Consider the following 19,569-nt stretch of genomic DNA (forward strand, 5'->3'; position numbering starts at 1 on the left):
TAAACTTTGCATGGCTTCTATTTATATTTTTGTTGGAAGTTATTTTCATGAATTTTTTCAAAATTATTATTCCGTTTTAATAGGCATTTTTATTGTAACTGCAATTTGGTTTGTTTATCAATGGCTCAAAAAAATGAAATCGCAAAAGCAGTAATGGGTTTTAATTTTAGGAAAGAACTATCTTTGCAAAAAATTAAAAATGCATCGACACTTCATTCTTTTTAAACCTTACGGCTACTTAAGTCAATTTATTTATGAATTAAAAAGAAAGAAAAAGCTTTTGGGCGAATTGCACGATTTCCCAGAAGGTACAATGGCAATTGGAAGATTAGATGAAGATTCTGAAGGATTACTTCTTTTGACGACTGATGGAAACATGAGCGAACTTGTTCGAAGTAAAAAGGTTGAAAAAGAATATTACGTTCAGGTTGACGGATTAATTACGCCAGAAGCAATTGAACAATTACAAAATGGGGTAGAAATTGGACTTGACGGTGGAAAATACAAAACAAAACGCTGCAAAGCATCTATCGTTAACGAAATTCCCGATTTTGGAGCAAGAGCGAAGAAAATAAGAGACGAACGTCATGGTCCAACTTCTTGGGCTTCAATCACGGTTAGAGAAGGAAAATTTCGTCAAGTTAGAAAAATGACTGCGGCTGTTGGTTTTCCAACATTGCGTTTAGTTCGCGTTCGAATAGGAAATGTATATTTGCAAAATCTAAAAGCAGGTGAAGTTTTAGAAGTTTCCGATTTTCAATTAGATAATTAAAAAATGTGCCAATTAGACAATTTCCAGAAACTCATAACTTATAACTCATAACTTATAACTCATAATTCATAACTAAAAAAAGATGTTAAACGTTGTTCTTGTAGAACCAGAAATACCAAATAATACCGGAAATATCGGAAGATTGTGCGTTGGCACAGAAAGCCGTCTTCATTTAATTCATCCTTTCGGATTTGTTATTAATGACAAAAACCTAAAACGTTCAGGATTGGATTATTGGGTTCATCTTGATGTTACCGAATATCAAAATGTAGAAGAATGGATTACGCAAATTCCAGATCATTCTCGCGTGTTTTTAATGAGTTCGCATTCTGATAAATCTTATTTAGAAAACGAATTTCAAGATGGCGACTGGTTAGTTTTTGGAAAAGAAAGCGTTGGTTTGAGTGCAGCCTTTATGGCAAGATTCGAAAATCATTTAACGATTCCGATGTCACCGCTTATTCGCAGTTTTAATATTGCCAATTCGGTTGCTTTTGTGGTTGGAGAAGCTAAGAGACAGATTAGATTGAAGAAATAATCTCGATTTCCTGCAAGGTTTTCAAAACCTTGTAGGTATAAATATTTATAAGTTGTAATTTAAGAAGACCTACAAGGTTTTGAAAACCTTGCAGGACAGCCGAAATATTAACTCACAATAAATTTCCCTTTTTCAGCGTCAAAAATAATATGTTCGTCTTTGAACAAATTGCTGAAACTTCCGTTAGAAATTAAATTGCACGGTTGGTCTTGCACTATACTCTCTGGGGTCATGATAATCATTTCGTCACTTAACTGAATAGCCAAATCGATATCGTGTGTCGAAAACAAAATACATTTTTGAGTTTCTTGTGTAAGCTTTTTCAAGAGCTTGAATAATGAAACTTTATGAAGGAGATCAAGATGTGTTGTTGGCTCGTCCAAAATAATTAGGGGAGTATCTTGAGCCAATGCTCTTGCAATTAACACTTTCTGCAATTGTCCGTCACTAATCTGGAAATGTTTTTTCGAAGCCAAATGTTCAATTTGTGTCAATTGCATAGCTTCATGAACTTTAGTAATATCTTCATCAGATAATTTATCAACCCAATTGGTGTAAGGTTGTCTTCCTAAAGCAACTAATTCAAAAACAGAAAGATTGCTTGGTGGCAATTTTTCGGTTAAAACTAAACTTAAATTTTGCGCCAATTCTAAAGGTTGATAATCTGAAATCTTTTTTTCATTCAAATAAACATTTCCTGACAACGGTTTCTGAATTCCAGTAATCGTTCGCAGTAAAGTTGATTTTCCAATTCCGTTTGCTCCTATTAAAGTAATGAGTTTTCCTGCTTCAAGATTAATATTAAGATTCTCAGCAATGGCCGTAACTCCTTTCTTGGATTTATATCCAATATTTAAACTTGAAGTTGATAGAATGTTTTTCATTTTTAAAGGTGCTAAGATTCTAAGTTTTTTCTTTGTCTAATAATTAAAAAATATGTGTAAATCTTTTTAATCTGTGGCAAAAAAATATTAAAAATTTCTTTTTCTAACTAATAACCAAATTACAACAGGCGCACCAATTATAGACGTAACAGCATTTATTGGAAGTGTAACCTCAAAGCCTGGCATTTGAGAAACAATATCACAAAATAGCATTATTATCGAACCAAAAAATAAAGTGCTCCAAAATAGAATCGTATGATTACTAGTTTGAAAAGTCAGTTTTGCAATATGAGGAACTGCCAGACCAACAAAAGCAATCGGGCCAGCAAATGCCGTAATCGCTCCTGACAAAATACTGGTAGCAAAGATGATAACTAATCTTGCTTGTTTAAAATTCAATCCCATACTTTTGGCGTAATTTTCACCAAGAAGCAAGGCATTTAAAGGTTTTATACTTTTGGCGCTTAAAAGCAAACCGATTCCAACGCAAAATGTCAAAATTCCGATTGTTGTCCAAGAAAGGTTTCCTAGATTTCCCATTGACCAGAAAGTGAATTTCTGAAGCTGTTCTGCTGTACTAAAATAAGTCAGCACGCTTACAATTGCAGTTGTAAAACTTCCGAACATTAAACCAACAATCAAAATTGCCATTGTGTCTCTCAATCGTTGTGAAACGATAAGAACTAAAAAAAGAACCAATGTACTTCCTAAAGTTGATGCCAAAACAATTCCGTAAGAAGACAATGCAATTGCACTTAAAAAAGAAGGAAGAAATCCTGCTCCTAAAATTACAAAAGCAACACCTAAACTTGCACCAGAACTTAACCCTAAAACATACGGTCCCGCAAGCGGATTTCTAAAAAGCGTCTGCATCAAAAGTCCGCTTATAGAAAGTCCCGTTCCAACTAAAACTGCTGTAATTGCTTTTGGCAAACGGTAATTAATAATAATATATTCCCATGTTGATTTTGCAGCATGTCCTCCTGTTAAACTTGCAAAAACATCTTTTAACGGAATTGTAACCGATCCTAAACTAATGCTCGCAAAAAACATTAACAAAAGACCTATGCCCAAAACGGTAAATAAAATGGTATTTCGTGTTTTACTCACCAAAATTAATTCAGTTTAGAAGCAAAAGTAAATTCGTAGCTCGTCAATAAATCAGGATGAAAAATCTTGATATAATCTTTCAATACCAAATCTGGACGACTTGGTGCTAATTCATAATAAACTGTACCGCCTGTCGCTCCTACTTTGCCTTCAAAATTGTAAATGGTTTTATTCTTAAAAGCATCAAATTCTGAGTAATGCGGATTTGCTTTCTGCAATTCATCCAAACTTTTAAAAGATCCAGAAGCAATCCAAACATTTGCATCTTTTGCTTTATCTAAAACTTTTTCAAAAGACAAACCTTCGCTTCCAGTTCCTTCAAGATCAGCCCATAAATAATTAGCTTTTGCATCTTTCATAAACTGTGCAACCCAGCTATTTCCTTTGGCAACATACCAAACATCTTCGTACATAGAACCGTATAATACTTTTGAAGTTGCAGGTTTATCGGCAACCAATTTTTTGGCTTGATTGTAGCTTTCAACGATTTTATCAAACAGCTCTTTTGCTTTTTCTTCTTTTCCAAATAAAGCACCATATAACTTTATCCATTCTGCTTTTCCTAGTGGAGACTGTTCCATCCAATCACCCTGAATCAAAACATTTAAACCGCTTTTTTTAAGATTATCCAGCATCGGATTATTGTTATCTACACCAAATGTCACAATCAAATCTGGTGATAATTCTATTAATTGCTCAATGTTCAGTTTTTCATTTTGTCCAACGTTTTTCACAGAACCTTTGTCAATTAATGCTCTAGTTTTTTCAGAAGAAATGTAATCGGTATGCGGAAATCCGACCAATTTATTCTCAACTTCTAACATTTCTAAAAAAGGAATATTGGTAGTTGAAGTTACCACAACACTTTCTAGAGGAACTTTTATAGAAATATATTTATTTAAACTATCAGGAATTTGTACGTCTTTTTCTTTTAAAATGTAAGTAAATTTTCCCTTAGCATTTGGCCATGGATTACTCACATTTACAATTGAATAGCCATCGTTTTTTATGATCGAAAGTCCAGAAGCAAACTCGATACTTTCTTTGGCAGTAGCAGATTTTACAACATCTTGCGCTTCATTTTTTTTGCATCCAATTAAGATAAGAAGCACAAAAACGACTGGTAATTTATGGAAAAAATATTTCATATTTTATGTTTTGTATGGCAACAAAGGTAAATCAAATTCTATTTTTTTTGTTTACCTTTATTCGTACAAATTTAAACAAATCGCTTTTTATTTGATGAATGTACCAAAAACAAAAATCTGCTCCAGTTGTGAAACTGCTTTTTTATGTGGCGACACTTCGCCCGAAAATAAGTGCTGGTGTAATGATTATCCACCTATTTTCAATCTATCAGAAGGAGGCGATTGCCTTTGCCCTATATGCTTTAAAGAAGCCTGTGAAGATAAAATTGATGCTTATGTCGAAACTGTAACTCCAAAAAAGGCTCTTAATAACAAGGCCATGTTTTTGCCCAAAAATGATAATTTAATTGAAGGAATCGATTACTACATCGAAAATGGCAACTATGTTTTTAAAGCTTGGTTTCATCTAAAAAGAGGAGTCTGCTGCGGAAATAACTGCCGACATTGCCCTTATTAGAAGTTATGAGTTATAAATTTATGAGTTAGTCTTCATAATTAATTTATAACTTGGCCAAACTCATAATTCATAATTCAAAACTCATAATTAACAAAAATGATTTACTTGGTAACTGGCGGCGAACGTTCTGGAAAAAGCGGGTATGCTCAAAAACTTGCTTTAGAGCTTTCCGATTCTCCTTTATATGTGGCAACTGCACGAAAATGGGATGCTGATTTTCAAAACCGAATCGATCGTCATCAGAAGGAAAGGGACGAACATTGGACGAATATCGAAAAAGAAAAATATTTAAGTGAAATTGATTTTTCTGAAAAAACTGCCTTAATAGATTGTGTAACGCTTTGGCTGACTAATTTTTTTATCGATACTAAAAATGATGTCGAACTAAGTTTGGAAGAGGCTAAAAAAGAATTTCTTGCCATTGCTAAACATGAAAATGCGAATATAATTATCGTAACAAATGAAATCGGAATGGGAGTTCATGCAGAAACGCACATAGGCAGAAAATTTGTTGAATTGCAAGGTTGGATAAATCAATTTCTTGCAACCAATGCTGATCAAGTTGTACTTATGGTTTCTGGAATTCCGGTTAAAATCAAAGGATAAATTTCAATACAAAAATTTCAAATTGCAAAACATAGTGAGTTTTGCAATTTGAAATTTTTCTTTTTTGGAGCTTGACCTTGGAGTTTGGAATTTAAAAATTGTAATTTTATAGCATGAGTAATTTAGACGATATATTAAAATCCCGTAGAGACACACGCCATTTTACAAACGATGAAGTTCCAGACGAAGTAATTCAGAAAGCTTTACAGGCTGGACATTGGGCGCCTTCTGTTGGGCTTACTGATGCTACACGATATTATCTCATTAGATCGGATGAAGTAAAAACGTCTATCAAAAAACTGTTTTTAGATTACAATAAAAAAGCCGAAGAGCGTACCGATAATGCAGAACAGAAGGAACTTTACAGATCGCTAAAACTAGAAGCGATCGAAGAAGCGCCAATCGGACTTATTATTGCTTATGATCGCTCCGTTTTAAATCAGTTTACGATTGGAACAATTGGCAGTAACGAAGCAGTAAAATTCAGTTCAGTTTGTGCAGCTCAAAATATTTGGCTTTCGCTTACAGAACAAGGTTACGGAATGGGCTGGGTTTCGATTTTAAATTATTATCAGTTTAAAAAAATACTTGATTTACCCGAAAATATAGAACCGCTTGGTTATTTCTGCATCGGAAAACCAGCCACCAATTATAACAATCAGCCAATGTTGCAACAGTTGCATTGGAAACAAAAATCGGAAGCTCCCATTTGTAATGAAATCAAAGAAATTCATCAAATAAATGTTCCAGATTTTGATTTAAGATCGGAAAATGAAATCAAAAACAAATCTGATTTCAATAAACGTTTACAAGAAAAAATAGATTCAAAAACAAAACCCGTTGGTTCTTTAGGAATGCTGGAATCTCTAGCTTTTCAAATGGCAACTGTTTTTAAAACTTTAAATCCGAAAATAATAAAACCTAACATTGTTGTTTTTGCAGCCGATCACGGAATTGCCAATCACGGTGTAAGTGATTATCCGCAAGATGTTACACGCCAAATGGTCAATAATTTTCTAGATGGCGGCGCTGCCATAAATGTTTTTTGCAATCAGAATAATATTGAATTATCAATTGTAGATTCGGGCGTCAATTACGATTTTCCAACCAATGCCAAATTAATCGATGCAAAAATTGCAAAAGGAACTCAATCCTTTTTACATGTTCCTGCAATGAGCGAATCTGAAGTTTGGTTGTGTTTGGATAAAGGAAAATCGATTGTTCAAAATATTGCAAAATCTGGCTCGAATTGTATTGGTTTTGGCGAAATGGGAATCGGAAACACTTCAACTGCTTCTGTTTTAATGAGTATTCTAACAGGTTTTCCTATTGAAGAATGCATCGGAAAGGGAACTGGAGTTGAAAATGAAAAACTGCTTCTAAAACAAAACTTGCTCAAAAAAGCAATTGATAATTATTCCGGTCAAACCGAATTAATAGCGCAACTTTCCTATTTTGGCGGTTTTGAAATCCTTCAAATGTCTGGAGCAATATTAGAAGCTTTTGAAAATAAAATGCTAATTCTAGTCGATGGTTTTATCTGCACTATTGCTTATCTGATTGCTTTTAAAATAAATCCGAACATACAGCAAAATGCTGTTTTTTGTCATTGTTCTGCCGAAAAAGCACATTCAGAATTATTAAATTATTTAGAAGCAAAACCAATTTTAAACCTCGATTTACGCTTAGGCGAAGGAACTGGTTGCGCTGTTGCTTTTCCGATTTTAAAATCAGCTGAAGCTTTTTTGAATGAAATGGCTAGTTTTGAAAGCGCGGGAGTAAGTCGTAAATAAACTACTATTTGTCATTTCGACCGAAAGGAGAAATCACATTAGAAACTCGACAAAGATTAACGATTTTCTTTGCGTAATCTTGTGTGATTTCTCCTTTCAGTCGAAATGACAAAATAAATAGAAAACCAATTATATAAATGAAAAAAGAACTACACATTTTCTTCACCTGTTTAATGTTCTACACCAGAATTCCATGTCCAAAAAACATTACGCATCATCCAGATTATTTAAATAAAGCCACAAGATATTTTCCATTTATTGGATGGATTGTTGGGGGTATTTCTTTTTTAGCTTTTTATCTTTTTTCATTTTTTCTTTCTTCAGAAATTGCTGTCATACTAGCAATCATTGCTTCTATTTTAACCACAGGCGCTTTTCACGAAGATGGTTTTGCAGATGTCTGTGATGGTTTTGGCGGAGGCTGGACTAAAGAAAAAATCTTAATGATAATGAAAGACAGTGCAATTGGAGCCTATGGAGCAATCGGATTGGTTTTGCTTTTTTTACTAAAATTTAAATTGCTTTCAGAATCCGTTTTACTTTTTGCAAATAATATTCTTCTCGTTTTCCTTTTCTTTATTTCTGCTCATTCATTGAGTCGACTTGCCGCAATAAGCATTATTTTCACACACGAATATTCTCGTGATGATGCTTCGAGCAAAAGCAAACCAATTGCAAAACAATATACTTGGAAAGAAGTTTTTGGATCTTTCTTTTTTGGCTTAGTTCCGTTAATTCTATTTTCTTATTTCGATTTGAAATTTCTGCTTGCTATTATTCCTGTTTTCATAACGAGATATTTTCTAGCGCGCTATTTTCAAAAATGGATTGATGGTTATACTGGAGATTGCCTTGGCGCAACACAGCAAGTTTGCGAAGTTGTATTTTACTTAAGCATTTTATTTTTATGGAAATTTATCTAGTTCGTCATACCGAAACAGTTTGTGAAAAAGGAATCTGTTATGGGCAATCAGATGTTGATATTGCTGTTCCCTTTAATGAAATCTTTGACAAAATTATTTCTGAACTTCCTTCTGAGGCAATTATTTTCTCGAGTCCACTAAAACGTTGCGTTACATTAGCAAAACACATTCAAGAAAACATTAAAACCATTTCGTATCAGGAAGATGAACGATTAAAAGAAATGAATTTTGGTGATTGGGAATTGAAAAACTGGAACGAAATTCCGTCAGAAGAGCTCAATCCTTGGATGGAAGATTTCGTGAATATCAAGGTTTCAAACGGAGAATCTTTTATTGAATTACATGAAAGAGTTGGCCATTTTTTATCTGAAACACTTTCAAAAATAAATCAGCCAACTGTAATTGTCGCACATGCAGGAATCATCAGAAGCATTTTATGCCATCAGAGGTCGCTTCCATTAAAAGACGCCTTCAATAATAAAGTTGATTTCGGAGAAGTTATAAAAATCAGTTTTTAATGCTAATTATTTATAATTTTTCATGAAACCTAAAACAAATTTGAATAATCAATATTTTTAACTTTATCTTTGCGACAAATTAAGGTTGTGTTTTTAATTTAAAAAATACATTAAAAGGGAATCAAGTATAATTCTTGAGCTGTACCCGCAACTGTAAGCTAAGTTCAAAAAAAACGAATGCTTGCTGTAAACTACAAACCACTGTCACGCCCCGCGCGATGGGAAGGTAAACAGCAAGACGCAAGCCAGGAGACCTGCCTTTATAACAAATATCAAACTCTCGGGAAAAAGAGTGAAGAAATTATGACTTTAAAAAGATTTTTTACTTTTTGTTTATTTGTTGTGTGCCAGATTATTTCGGCGCAGAACGATTCTATTACCAGTCTGAAAGAAGTTTTTGTTTCAGATAAGAATTTAAAAACCTATTCGGCTTCACAATCTGTTTTAAAACTGAATGATTCTATAATCAATAAAAACGAGGCGCTCCTAACCGATTTATTGAACTTTAATTCGACTTTATATTTTAAAGAATACGGACGAGGAATGCTTTCTACGGTTTCTTTCAGAGGAACAACTTCTTCGCAAACAGCTGTTATCTGGAACGGAATAAATATTAATTCTCAAATGAACGGAAGTACCGATTTTAATACTATTTCGGGCTCAGATTATAATTCAATCAGTATAAAAGCAGGTGGTGGAAGTGTAATTTACGGAAGCGGCGCAGTTGGAGGCACGGTGCATTTAAACAACGATTTGTTGTTTTTTAATCGTTTTGAGAATAATTTAAGACTAGATTACGGCAGTTTTAATACAATTGGGATTAATTACAAAACTTCTATTTCAAATAAAAAATGGAGTACCCAAATTGGCTTTTCTAAAAACAGCTCAACAAACGATTATAAATACTTAAATCGCTACACATGGAGAGGTGAACAGCGATGGAACCAAAATGGGCAATACGATATTATTACGTTAAATGCCAATGTTGGCTATAAATTCAATGAAAATCATATTTTAAAACTGTACAGCCAGACTTCAAACACTGACCGCAATACTTCTTTGGTTACAGAATCTGAAACGAAAAGCAAATACATAAATGGTTTTAACCGAAATTTACTGGAATATGACGGAAGTTTTGGAAAACTGAAGACCAATTTCAAAACCGCTTATATTTTCGAAAACTATCAATATTTTGCCGATAATTCTTTAAAAAATTACACATACGGAAAAACGGAGAACTTAATTACTAAGCTTGACGTCGATTATCATTTATTTAAAGAGACACATGTAAACGGAATTGTAGATTACAGTCGAACAAATGGTTACGGAACTAGTTTTGGAAGCCATATTCGTGAAATCAGTTCTGCTGCTTTGTTGGTTAGACAAGATTTTGGCGCTAACTGGAAGAACGAACTTGGCGTTAGAAAAGAATTTACAGACAATTACAAATCTCCCGTTTTATTCAATTTAGGATCTTCTTATAAATTCAATAATTGGTACAATTTAAAACTGAATGTTTCTAGAAACTTTAGAATTCCAACTTACAATGATTTGTATTGGAATCCAGGAGGAAATCTAGACTTAAAACCCGAAAGTTCTTATCAGGGAGAAATTGGTAATGTTTTTACATTCAAAAACCTGACTTGGACGCAGAATTTTTATTATATGAAAATTACCGATATGCTGCAATGGGTTCCAGGCGCAAACGGTATTTGGACTCCTAAAAACCAAGATAAAGTAAACAGTTATGGAACCGAAACCATGCTGAGTTGGAAAAAAAGTTATGGCAAAAACATTTTTGCTGCAAATGCTACTTATGCTTATACGGTTTCTCAGGATGAAAAAACTAAAAATCAGATCTTTTTTGTTCCATTTAACAAAGCAACAGGAGCAGTTTCATATTCTAGAAATAAAATAAGCGCTTATTATCAAATTCTTTACAACGGATTTGTTTATACAAGAGCCGATAATAATCCTGATGAAATCATTAATGATTATACAATTTCTAATGTCGGAATCGATTATGATCTTAAATTTTTAGATTCTTTCAAAATAGGTTTTCAAGTTTTGAATCTTTTAAATAAAAATTACGAAAGTCTAGAAAGCAGACCAATGCCAGGTCGAAATTTCAATATGTATTTAACCTTAAAATTTTAAAATATGAAGTTTAGCAAATTACTTTTAATAGCGTTAAGCATTTCGTTATTCGCTTCTTGTTCAAGTGATGACAACGATGGTCCGAAAGGCGCTTACGACAATGGTTTTTTTATTGTTAATGAAGGAGGTTCTACTTCTGGAACAGTATCTTTCTCTAGCAATGATTTCAGCATATTTACAAAAGACGTTTATGAAACAGAAAACGGATCTGATGTACTTGGGAAATTTATTCAGAATATCTTTTTTGATGGAGACAAAGCATATATTATTGCTGGCGGATCAAACGTAATAAACATTGTAAATCGTTATACTTTTAAGTTAATTACTAAAATTGACAGCGGCTTAGTTAATCCTAGATATGGTGTTATAAAAGACGGTAAAGCTTATGTAACAAATGCAAATTCATACGATTCTGTTACAGATGATTATATTGCTGTAATTAACTTGGCAACTAATGTTGTTGAATCCAAAATTTCATTAAACACAACGGCAAACAGAATTGTAGAAGAAGGCGGAAAATTATACATTACAGATCCAATTGGAACTGACAAACTTTCTATTTACAATCTGAACACAAAAACTTTAGAAACTCCAATAACAATTGGTTCTGGTTCAGATTCTATTGAAGAAGAAAATGGAACTCTTTTTATCTTACGTCCTTCTTTTACTGAAAGTAGCGAAATTATAAAAGTTAAAATCTCTGACAAATCTGTTTCTAAAATTACAATTCCAGAATCTCAAGGGGTTGCTGGGTTTTTAGACATAGAAAACAACCAAGTTTATTATACAGTAGGAAGCTCTGTGTATTCAATTACAACTTCTGCAACAACAGCAGCTACTACTCCGCTTTTTACAGCTAATCCAGAGATTGGATACCTTTACGGATTTGCAGTAAAAAACAACCGTGCTTTCTTTGCTGATGGGAAATTTACTCAAGACAGTAAAGCTTACATCTACAATTTGTCGGGAACTCTACAAAAAGAATTGACTACTGGAATAGGTACGAACGGATTCTACTTTAACGATTAATTTTATCCTTAGAATTAGTTTTTGTTTTTTATGGAAAAGGCTTTCAGAAATGAAAGCCTTTTCTATTTATTAGATTTTTATTAAAAATTCTTTGGAGCATTCTGAAAATACATTCCGTGTCTTAATCCGTTTATGATTTTTGAATCAGTTAAATAAGGCAGATCCAGTCCAGAATCATTAGAAATTGTTTTAGCAGTAGATCCCGTAATTTTTGAAATAGCCAAATTAAGCAAAGGCTCAGATGTTTCTCCTAAAACACCATAAGTATCCAAATATTCTTTCTGCGGATAAGTAGGCTGTAAACCTTGAGTATAGTCTCCAAAACCGGCAGAATTTGAGATTTTAAAAACCAAAGGTTGCATTGCATATTTATGATTTGCATTGATTCCTTTTTTAGTAAACAAAGTTTCAGAATCATAAATAGTATACGAACCAACATTTTTACCTGTTGTAGTTTCTCCAATCTGAACTACATTAATATAAGGTGCTAATCCATTAATAACCAATTCACTTGCAGATGCTGTACTTGCAGTGGCAATAATGTAAACCGTACTTAAATTTAAACTGTTTAAAGCTTTACCATCAATATTATTTACAAATCTGTAATTCAGACTTTCTAAATCATCAGCAGTCATATCTTTCATCCACTTTGTGTTAAACTGCGTTTTAGCAAAAACCTGATTATCAAATTGCCCTGTAATCAAACTAGCAAGTCTAATTGCTGAAGGCACGGCTCCTCCTCCATTATATCGAAGATCTAGAACTAAATCGGTAACTCCTTGTGTTTTCAATTCGCCAAAAGCCTGATTTAATTTATCGTCATAGCTTGAATAAAACCCATTATACATTAAATAACCTATTTTATGACCTCCAAAAGGAATCACTTTGCTAATTAAAATCGGGTTTTCTTCTAAAACAGTTTTTGTCAAATCAACCGATTTTCCGTTCAAAACATAACCGCTACCATTATAATCAGCCAAGTTTAGCGTATAGCTATCCTTATTGAACAATAAATCTTGATAATTAGAAACAGTAAGTTTTACTCCATTCACACTTGTAAATAAATCACCGCGTTTAATTGCCTTAGTTGAAGCATCTGAATTTGGAATAATATATCGCACAAAACCTACCACATCATTCGATCCTGAAGATACGCGACTCAATCTAAAATCTACACCATTATTTTTTGTGACACCGCTTAGTTCCTGTTCCAAAACAGTATAATCTTCAACAATCCAGCTGAAACGATCAATTGCGTCTCCATTTGGATATTTACTTACCGGTTTGTTCAATAAAGCTTCAAATAAATCTTCGGGCTTAGAATACCCTCTTAAGAACTGATTAAAATCGGGTTGCAGATTACGGCCATCGACTAGATTTGGCACATCTTGTTGCCATAAATAGACTTCATTTAATCCTCTCCAGATAAAATTATTAATCTGTAAGTCTGCTGGAGCTGCAACATCATCCTGATCTTCACAAGATTGCAAGGAAAATGCGAATAAAAAGAGAAAAAGAACGCTCTTTAAAGTTGTTTTCATATCGTGTAGGTTATCTATATTATGAATAACGTAAAAGTAGTATCTTTAGTTTTAGCTTCATCGATCAAGCAGTATTTTTTTATATAAAAAATATTTTCTTTTTTGTTGTAACAAATATAATTACACCTCGTCTTGAATATATAAGCTAACGATTAACCATCAGATTAATGAACCAAGTTGTATTTATAGAATTAATAAATCCTTTTAAAGACAAAGTTTTTCGTCTGGCAAAAAGATTGCTTACAAGTACTGAAGAAGCAGAAGATGCAACTCAGGAAGTAATGGTAAAATTATGGAACAAAAAAGACAATTTAGAAAGCTATAATAGCGTCGAAGCATTGGCAATGACCATGACCAAAAATTATTGTCTTGATCAATTAAAATCTAAAAGAGCCAGTAATCTGCAGATTGTTCATAATAATTTTACCGATCGGCAGCCACAATTGGATAAAAAACTAGAAGACCAAGATAGTTTAGAATGGGTCGAAAAAATTATAAATGAAATGCCAGAGCAACTGCAATTATTAATTCAGCTTCGAGATGTAGAACAATATGAATTTGAAGAAATAGCCAAAATCGTAAATATGAACGAAACGGCAATACGAGTGGCGCTTTCGAGAGCGAGAAAAAAAATTAGAGAATCAATGACAAATACACACCTTTATGGAACTAAATAAAATAGAAGAGATATTAGAAAAATACTTTCAGGGAGAAACTTCTATTGCCGAAGAAAATCAATTAAAAGAATATTTTTCTTCATCCAATGTTGCGCAGCATTTGGAGCAATACAAACCTATGTTTGACTATTTCTCTCAAGCAAAAGAACAAAAATCAACGTATGAAATTCCACTACAATCTAAGAAACGCAATGTAGCGTGGTTATCGATTGCGGCATCAGTTGTTGTTTTGCTAGGAATTGGAACCTACTTTTTTATGAGCGAGCAAAAAGATACAACTGCAGTAGCTTCGCAAACAGAATTAGGAACCTATAATAATCCTGAAGAAGCCTTGAAAGCTACACAAAAAGCTTTGGCCTTATTATCAACACATGTTAATGTAGGTATTGAAAGTGTGCAATACATTAACGAATATGAACAATCAAAAAACAAAATTTTTAAACAGTAATTAAACAAAAAATAGTCATGAAAAATTTCATTATAACTTTAGTATTCGCATTTGTTACCACAACTTTTTACGCACAAGGTGCTTTTGACAAATTTGACGGTCAAGATGATGTGACTTCGGTAATTGTAAATAAAAAAATGTTTGATTTAATGAGTAAAGTAAAAGTTGACGCTTCTGATAAAGAGACGCAACAATATATTGCCCTAATCAAAAAGTTAGATTACTTAAAAGTCTTTACCACTAAAAACCCAAAAATCGAAGCCGATATGAAAGCTACTGCCGATAAGTATGTAAAAACTGCTGGTTTAGAAGAATTAATGCGTGTAAATGATAGCGGGAAAAACGTTAGAATAATGGTAAAATCTGGAGCTACAGACACTCAAATAAAAGAGCTTTTAATGTATGTTGACGGTGCAAAAAACGATGAAACTGTTTTATTATCTTTAACTGGTAATTTTGATTTAAACGAAATTTCAGTATTAACAGATAAAATGCAACTTCCTGGAGGAACAGACTTAAAGAAAGCTTCTAAAGGCAAAAAATAACATGAGAACAAATATTTTCATCATAGCGATTACAGCTCTCCTAACATTAGGAAGCTGTAATTCTGAACCAACATTACAAAAATATTTTGTTGAGAATTCGGAGAAAAAAGATTTCATAACATTAGATGTTTCGCCAACTATTCTAAATGTTGATCAAACATCTTTATCAGCAGAACAAAGTAAAGCTTTAAACTCATTTGACAAAATGAATATTCTAGCTTTTAAAGCCGACCAAAACAATCAGGCAGAATTTGAAACAGAAAGAAACAAAGTAAAAGCCATATTAAAAGATCCGAAATATCAAGAATTGATGAAAATTGGTTCTGGAAAAGATGGTGCTTCTGTAAGCTATGTTGGAAGTGATGACAATATTAAAGAGTTTGTTATTTTCGCCAACAGAAAAGAAAATGGCTTTGCAGTAGTTCGTGTTTTAGGAGAAAATATGAATCCAAATAACATTATGACTTTAATGTCTGTTTTACAGAAATCTAAAATAGACATGGAACAGTTAAAACCTTTAGAACAATTGCTTAAAAAATAAAAGCATCTTACTTTTAAAATGAGAAAAGCTCCGTAATCGGAGCTTTTTCTTTTTGCCTATTTGAGAGATTTTACTGAACAAAACAATTGCTATTTGTTTTGTCCTGAATCTAATTTAATTATATTTGCTTCTTACCAAAATAATAAATTATGATACAAAAAACATCAAATGCCTTTATCGCAGCATCTTGGGTTGCCCTTGGAGCAGGAACAGTTGGCTTTATTGTTGGACTTGCCAGAGCTGAAATGCTTTTAAACGAAAAAGGATATTATTTCACTGTTTTAATGTTCGGACTTTTTGCCGTTGTCTCTTTACAAAAAAGCGTAAGAGACCGATTAGAAAAACTTCCTGTTACTGATATTTACTACGGAATCTGCTGGTTTGGAACATTATTATCAATCGTTCTTCTAGTTGTTGGATTATGGAATGCAACGATTCTTCCAAGCGAAAAAGGTTTTTATGCCTTTGCCTTTCTACTAGCATTATTTGGTGCTATTTCAGTACAAAAAAATACAAGAGACAACATGAACTTTAATCAAAACGAATAGGATTTATAATTAAAATACTAAAGGGGCTGCTTCAAATACTGAGACAGCCCCTTTGTTATTTTATCCTTTTAATGAAACACAGCTTTAACTTTGTATTTTTATATCTAGCTTTCATTCCGTAGGAATGTCTCATCGGTAGAAAAAAAACAGCTAATAGCAGTATTTACGTTCCGTAGGAACGTTTGATTATTGGGTTGTTTAAAAAATGATCTCAATAATCAAACGTTCCTACGGAACGTAACAACGACAACAACACAATATTTCTACTACTACCAACAAAATGTTCCTACGGAACATCAAAACGTATAAAACAAAGAAAAGCTCCAATTTTCATTGGAGCTTTTCTTTTATAATAGAATCTGAGACTATTTACTCAAATACATTTTTCTTCTAGAGTACAATTCGTAGAATTGATCGTCTTTTAAGTCATCAATAAACAAGATGCTTTCTCCTGTCGATTTCATTTCTGGCCCTAATGCTTTGTTTACGTTCGGGAATTTGCTGAAAGAGAAAACTGGTTGTTTAATTGCGTATCCTTTTAATTGTGGATTGAAATCAAAGTCAGTCACTTTATTATGACCTAACATTACTTTTGTAGCGTAGTTTACATAAGGTTCTCCGTAAGCTTTCGCAATAAACGGAACCGTTCTTGAAGCTCTTGGATTTGCCTCGATGATGTAAACTGTATCATCTTTAATCGCAAACTGAATATTGATTAAACCTACAGTTTTTAAAGCTCTAGCAATTTTATGCGTATGATCTTTAATTTGTTGCATTACAAATTCTCCTAAGTTAAAAGGAGGCAATGTTGCGTTACTATCTCCAGAGTGAACTCCACAAGGTTCAATGTGCTCCATAATTCCGATGATGTAAACATTTCCATCAGCATCACAGATTGCATCAGCTTCAGCTTCGATTGCTCCTGCTAAGTAGTGATCTAGTAATAATTTGTTTCCTGGAATTGCTTTCAACAAATCGATAACGTGCTCTTCAAGCTCTTTTTTGTTGATTACAATTTTCATTCCTTGACCTCCTAATACATAAGAAGGACGAATTAAAAGTGGGAAATCTAAAGTATCAGCCAATTTTGAAGCTTCATCAGCCGTTTCAGCGATTCCGAATCTTGGGAAAGGAATGTTTAATTCAGTCAATAAATCTGAGAATCTTCCTCTGTCTTCTGCTAAGTCAAGTGCATCAAAACTAGTTCCGATGATTTTTACTCCGTATTTAGATAATTTATCTGCTAATTTAAGAGCTGTTTGGCCACCAAGCTGCACGATTACACCTTCTGGTTTTTCGTGTTGGATAATATCATAAATATGCTCCCAGAAAACTGGCTCGAAGTATAATTTATCAGCAGTGTCAAAGTCTGTAGAAACCGTTTCAGGATTACAGTTAATCATGATTGTTTCGTAACCGCATTCTTTTGCAGCTAAAACCCCGTGTACACAAGAATAATCAAACTCGATTCCTTGTCCAATTCTGTTTGGTCCAGAACCTAGAACGATTACTTTCTTTTTATCTGTCAGGATACTTTCGTTATCTACATAACGCTCTCCATTTGCTTTTTCAATTTCTGCCTCAAAAGTTGAGTAGTAGTATGGTGTTTTTGCTTTAAACTCAGCCGCACACGTATCAACCAATTTGAATACACGGTTGATGTTCATATTCATACGTAAAGTGTGCACTTCACTTTCTAAACAACTCATCATGTGAGCGATTTGTCTATCTGCAAAACCTTTTTGTTTTGCCTCAAGTAATAATTCTTTTGGAAGATCAGAAACTTTGTAGTTTGAGATTTCTTTTTCTAAAGTATAAAGCTCTTCGTATTGCTTCAAGAACCACATGTCGATTCTTGTAATTTCGTGAATTGTGCTTAATGGAATTCCCATTGCAATTGCATCGTAGATTACGAATACACGATCCCAACTTGCATAAGTTAGTTTTTCGATAATTTGTTCGTAATTTTTGTATCCTTTTCCGTCAGCTCCTAAACCATTTCTCTTAATCTCTAAAGATTGAGTCGCTTTATGAAGTGCTTCTTGGAAAGAACGTCCAATTCCCATAACCTCACCTACAGATTTCATCTGAAGACCTAAAGTTCTGTCTGAACCTTCAAATTTATCGAAGTTCCAACGTGGTATTTTTACGATTACATAATCTAAAGTTGGTTCGAAAAGAGCCGAAGTCGATTTTGTAATTTGGTTTTGTAATTCATCTAAATTGTATCCTAAAGCTAGTTTAGAAGCAATTTTAGCAATTGGATATCCAGTCGCTTTTGATGCTAATGCAGAAGAACGAGATACACGAGGATTAATTTCGATTGCTACGATATCTTCTTTTTCGTCTGGTGAAACTGCGAATTGTACGTTACATCCTCCTGCAAAATTTCCGATACTTCTCATCATTAAGATAGCGTAGTCACGTAATTTTTGGAAAGTTGTATCAGATAATGTCATCGCTGGTGCTACCGTGATAGAATCTCCAGTGTGGATTCCCATTGGATCCATATTTTCGATAGAACAGATAATTACAACATTATCATTTTTATCTCTTAAAAGCTCTAATTCGTACTCTTTCCATCCCATCAAAGCTTTATCAATTAAAACTTCGTGAATTGGAGAAGCTTCTAGTCCACGAGTTAAAAGCTCATCAAAATCTTCTTTTTTGTAAACCACAGCTGCTCCAGTTCCTCCTAATGTAAACGAAGGACGAATTACAAGTGGAAAACCAAACTCCTGAGCAATTTCTTTTCCTTCAAGGTAAGATGTTGCTGTTTTTGCAGGCGCAGTTGGGACATTAATTCTTTCTAAAAGCTGTTTAAACTGTTCTCTGTCTTCAGTAATATTAATAGCGTTTACATCAACACCGATTAATCTCACTCCGAAATCTTGCCAGATTCCTTTTTCCTCAGCTTCCAAACACAAGTTCAAAGCAGTTTGTCCTCCCATTGTTGGCAAAACTGCATCAATTTGTGGATGTTCCTTAAGAATTTCAATAATCGATTTTGTCGTTAAAGGTTTCAAATAAATATGATCGGCCATAGATGGGTCGGTCATAATCGTCGCTGGATTCGAGTTAATCAAGATAACCTCAATTCCTTCTTCACGAATCGAGCGTGCAGATTGAGATCCCGCATAATCGAATTCGCAAGCTTGGCCAATAACAATAGGTCCTGAACCTATAATTAAAACTGATTTTATTGATGTGTCTTTAGGCATTTTGTATGTATTGTGTAGTTATTTACGATTTTAAAAAACTGTTCTAGTGCGTTAAAAACTAGAAAGTTGAGAAAATTTTTACCGACAAGGTATAAAAAAAGGCGATACTAAAA

19 protein-coding genes and 1 riboswitch are annotated in these 19,569 nt (G+C 33.3%); of the genes, 14 read left to right on the plus strand and 5 right to left on the minus strand.

Annotated elements, in window-relative coordinates:
• The first annotated feature begins 199 nt into the window (after positions 1-199).
• Positions 200-772: a pseudouridine synthase gene (locus tag AC1Q5Z_RS20585; protein WP_343589078.1), complete on the plus strand. Its 573-nt coding sequence runs from the start codon at positions 200-202 to the stop codon at positions 770-772.
• Between the two features lie 82 nt (positions 773-854).
• A complete protein-coding gene (locus tag AC1Q5Z_RS20590) occupies positions 855-1,310 on the plus strand; it encodes a tRNA (cytidine(34)-2'-O)-methyltransferase (RefSeq protein ID WP_343589076.1) in 456 nt (151 codons plus the stop codon).
• A 107-nt stretch (positions 1,311-1,417) separates the two neighbouring features.
• On the opposite strand, the gene AC1Q5Z_RS20595 is transcribed toward AC1Q5Z_RS20590, so the two are convergent.
• The 3 genes from AC1Q5Z_RS20595 to AC1Q5Z_RS20605 all read right to left on the minus strand — a co-directional run bounded on the left by AC1Q5Z_RS20595 (position 1,418) and on the right by AC1Q5Z_RS20605 (position 4,452).
• Positions 1,418-2,194, minus strand: coding sequence for an ABC transporter ATP-binding protein (locus AC1Q5Z_RS20595; RefSeq protein ID WP_343589074.1), 777 nt, complete (start codon positions 2,192-2,194; stop codon positions 1,418-1,420).
• Positions 2,195-2,281: 87 nt separating this feature from the next.
• Complete coding sequence (locus AC1Q5Z_RS20600; protein WP_492446889.1) at positions 2,282-3,247, minus strand: iron chelate uptake ABC transporter family permease subunit; 966 nt, start codon at positions 3,245-3,247, stop codon at positions 2,282-2,284.
• 62 nt (positions 3,248-3,309) lie between these two features.
• The gene (locus AC1Q5Z_RS20605; RefSeq protein ID WP_343589072.1) at positions 3,310-4,452 is read right to left on the minus strand and encodes an ABC transporter substrate-binding protein; all 1,143 of its coding nucleotides are present in this window, start codon (positions 4,450-4,452) and stop codon (positions 3,310-3,312) included.
• 94 nt (positions 4,453-4,546) lie between these two features.
• Here AC1Q5Z_RS20605 and AC1Q5Z_RS20610 point away from each other — a divergent pair, with 94 nt between their 5' ends.
• From AC1Q5Z_RS20610 to AC1Q5Z_RS20640, 7 genes are all read left to right on the plus strand, one after another.
• The gene (locus tag AC1Q5Z_RS20610) at positions 4,547-4,909 is read left to right on the plus strand and encodes a C1orf53 family protein (RefSeq protein ID WP_198858180.1); all 363 of its coding nucleotides are present in this window, start codon (positions 4,547-4,549) and stop codon (positions 4,907-4,909) included.
• 96 nt (positions 4,910-5,005) lie between these two features.
• Positions 5,006-5,515, plus strand: a complete 510-nt coding sequence (gene cobU, locus AC1Q5Z_RS20615) for a bifunctional adenosylcobinamide kinase/adenosylcobinamide-phosphate guanylyltransferase (RefSeq protein ID WP_492446643.1) — start codon at positions 5,006-5,008, stop codon at positions 5,513-5,515.
• A 113-nt stretch (positions 5,516-5,628) separates the two neighbouring features.
• Positions 5,629-7,308, plus strand: coding sequence for a nicotinate-nucleotide--dimethylbenzimidazole phosphoribosyltransferase (gene cobT, locus AC1Q5Z_RS20620; RefSeq protein WP_343589068.1), 1,680 nt, complete (start codon positions 5,629-5,631; stop codon positions 7,306-7,308).
• A 137-nt stretch (positions 7,309-7,445) separates the two neighbouring features.
• On the plus strand, positions 7,446-8,231 hold the full coding sequence (locus tag AC1Q5Z_RS20625) for an adenosylcobinamide-GDP ribazoletransferase (protein ID WP_492446644.1): 786 nt from the start codon (positions 7,446-7,448) through the stop codon (positions 8,229-8,231).
• Positions 8,216-8,749 (plus strand): alpha-ribazole phosphatase, encoded by a 534-nt coding sequence (gene cobC / locus AC1Q5Z_RS20630; protein ID WP_492446646.1) that lies wholly within the window; start codon positions 8,216-8,218, stop codon positions 8,747-8,749. The genes AC1Q5Z_RS20625 and cobC overlap by 16 nt, the downstream gene beginning before the upstream one ends.
• A 65-nt stretch (positions 8,750-8,814) precedes the next feature.
• Positions 8,815-9,025, plus strand: a riboswitch (cobalamin riboswitch).
• Positions 9,026-9,052: 27 nt separating this feature from the next.
• Entirely contained in the window at positions 9,053-10,906 is a 1,854-nt protein-coding gene (locus AC1Q5Z_RS20635) for a TonB-dependent receptor plug domain-containing protein (protein WP_492446648.1), read from the plus strand.
• Between the two features lie 3 nt (positions 10,907-10,909).
• Positions 10,910-11,935, plus strand: coding sequence for a YncE family protein (locus tag AC1Q5Z_RS20640; RefSeq protein ID WP_198858186.1), 1,026 nt, complete (start codon positions 10,910-10,912; stop codon positions 11,933-11,935).
• A gap of 80 nt (positions 11,936-12,015) precedes the next feature.
• Here AC1Q5Z_RS20640 and AC1Q5Z_RS20645 read toward each other — a convergent pair whose 3' ends face one another.
• Positions 12,016-13,476 carry a GFO_1087 family putative carboxy terminal peptidase gene (locus tag AC1Q5Z_RS20645; protein ID WP_492446650.1) on the minus strand — a complete coding sequence of 487 codons (1,461 nt, stop codon included), beginning with the start codon at positions 13,474-13,476 and terminating at the stop codon, positions 12,016-12,018.
• A 167-nt stretch (positions 13,477-13,643) separates the two neighbouring features.
• Here AC1Q5Z_RS20645 and AC1Q5Z_RS20650 point away from each other — a divergent pair, with 167 nt between their 5' ends.
• The 5 genes from AC1Q5Z_RS20650 (at position 13,644) to yiaA (ending at position 16,235) form a co-directional block, all read left to right on the plus strand.
• On the plus strand, positions 13,644-14,153 hold the full coding sequence (locus tag AC1Q5Z_RS20650) for a GFO_1088 family ECF-type sigma factor (protein ID WP_198858188.1): 510 nt from the start codon (positions 13,644-13,646) through the stop codon (positions 14,151-14,153).
• The gene (locus tag AC1Q5Z_RS20655; protein WP_198858189.1) at positions 14,140-14,601 is read left to right on the plus strand and encodes a PG0215 family putative anti-sigma factor; all 462 of its coding nucleotides are present in this window, start codon (positions 14,140-14,142) and stop codon (positions 14,599-14,601) included. The genes AC1Q5Z_RS20650 and AC1Q5Z_RS20655 overlap by 14 nt, the downstream gene beginning before the upstream one ends.
• Before the next feature lie 17 nt (positions 14,602-14,618).
• Positions 14,619-15,146, plus strand: a complete 528-nt coding sequence (locus AC1Q5Z_RS20660) for a GFO_1090 family protein (protein WP_198858190.1) — start codon at positions 14,619-14,621, stop codon at positions 15,144-15,146.
• 1 nt (position 15,147) lies between these two features.
• Positions 15,148-15,687 (plus strand): GFO_1091 family lipoprotein, encoded by a 540-nt coding sequence (locus AC1Q5Z_RS20665; protein ID WP_492446653.1) that lies wholly within the window; start codon positions 15,148-15,150, stop codon positions 15,685-15,687.
• A gap of 149 nt (positions 15,688-15,836) precedes the next feature.
• Positions 15,837-16,235, plus strand: coding sequence for an inner membrane protein YiaA (gene yiaA / locus AC1Q5Z_RS20670; protein WP_278020576.1), 399 nt, complete (start codon positions 15,837-15,839; stop codon positions 16,233-16,235).
• Between the two features lie 365 nt (positions 16,236-16,600).
• Here the strand turns inward: yiaA and carB are convergent, their stop codons facing one another.
• Positions 16,601-19,456, minus strand: a complete 2,856-nt coding sequence (carB, locus tag AC1Q5Z_RS20675) for a carbamoyl-phosphate synthase large subunit (protein WP_198858192.1) — start codon at positions 19,454-19,456, stop codon at positions 16,601-16,603.
• Positions 19,457-19,569: the final 113 nt, after the last annotated feature.

The sequence above is a fragment of the Flavobacterium sp. GW823-FHT06G12 genome, assembly GCF_058794775.1.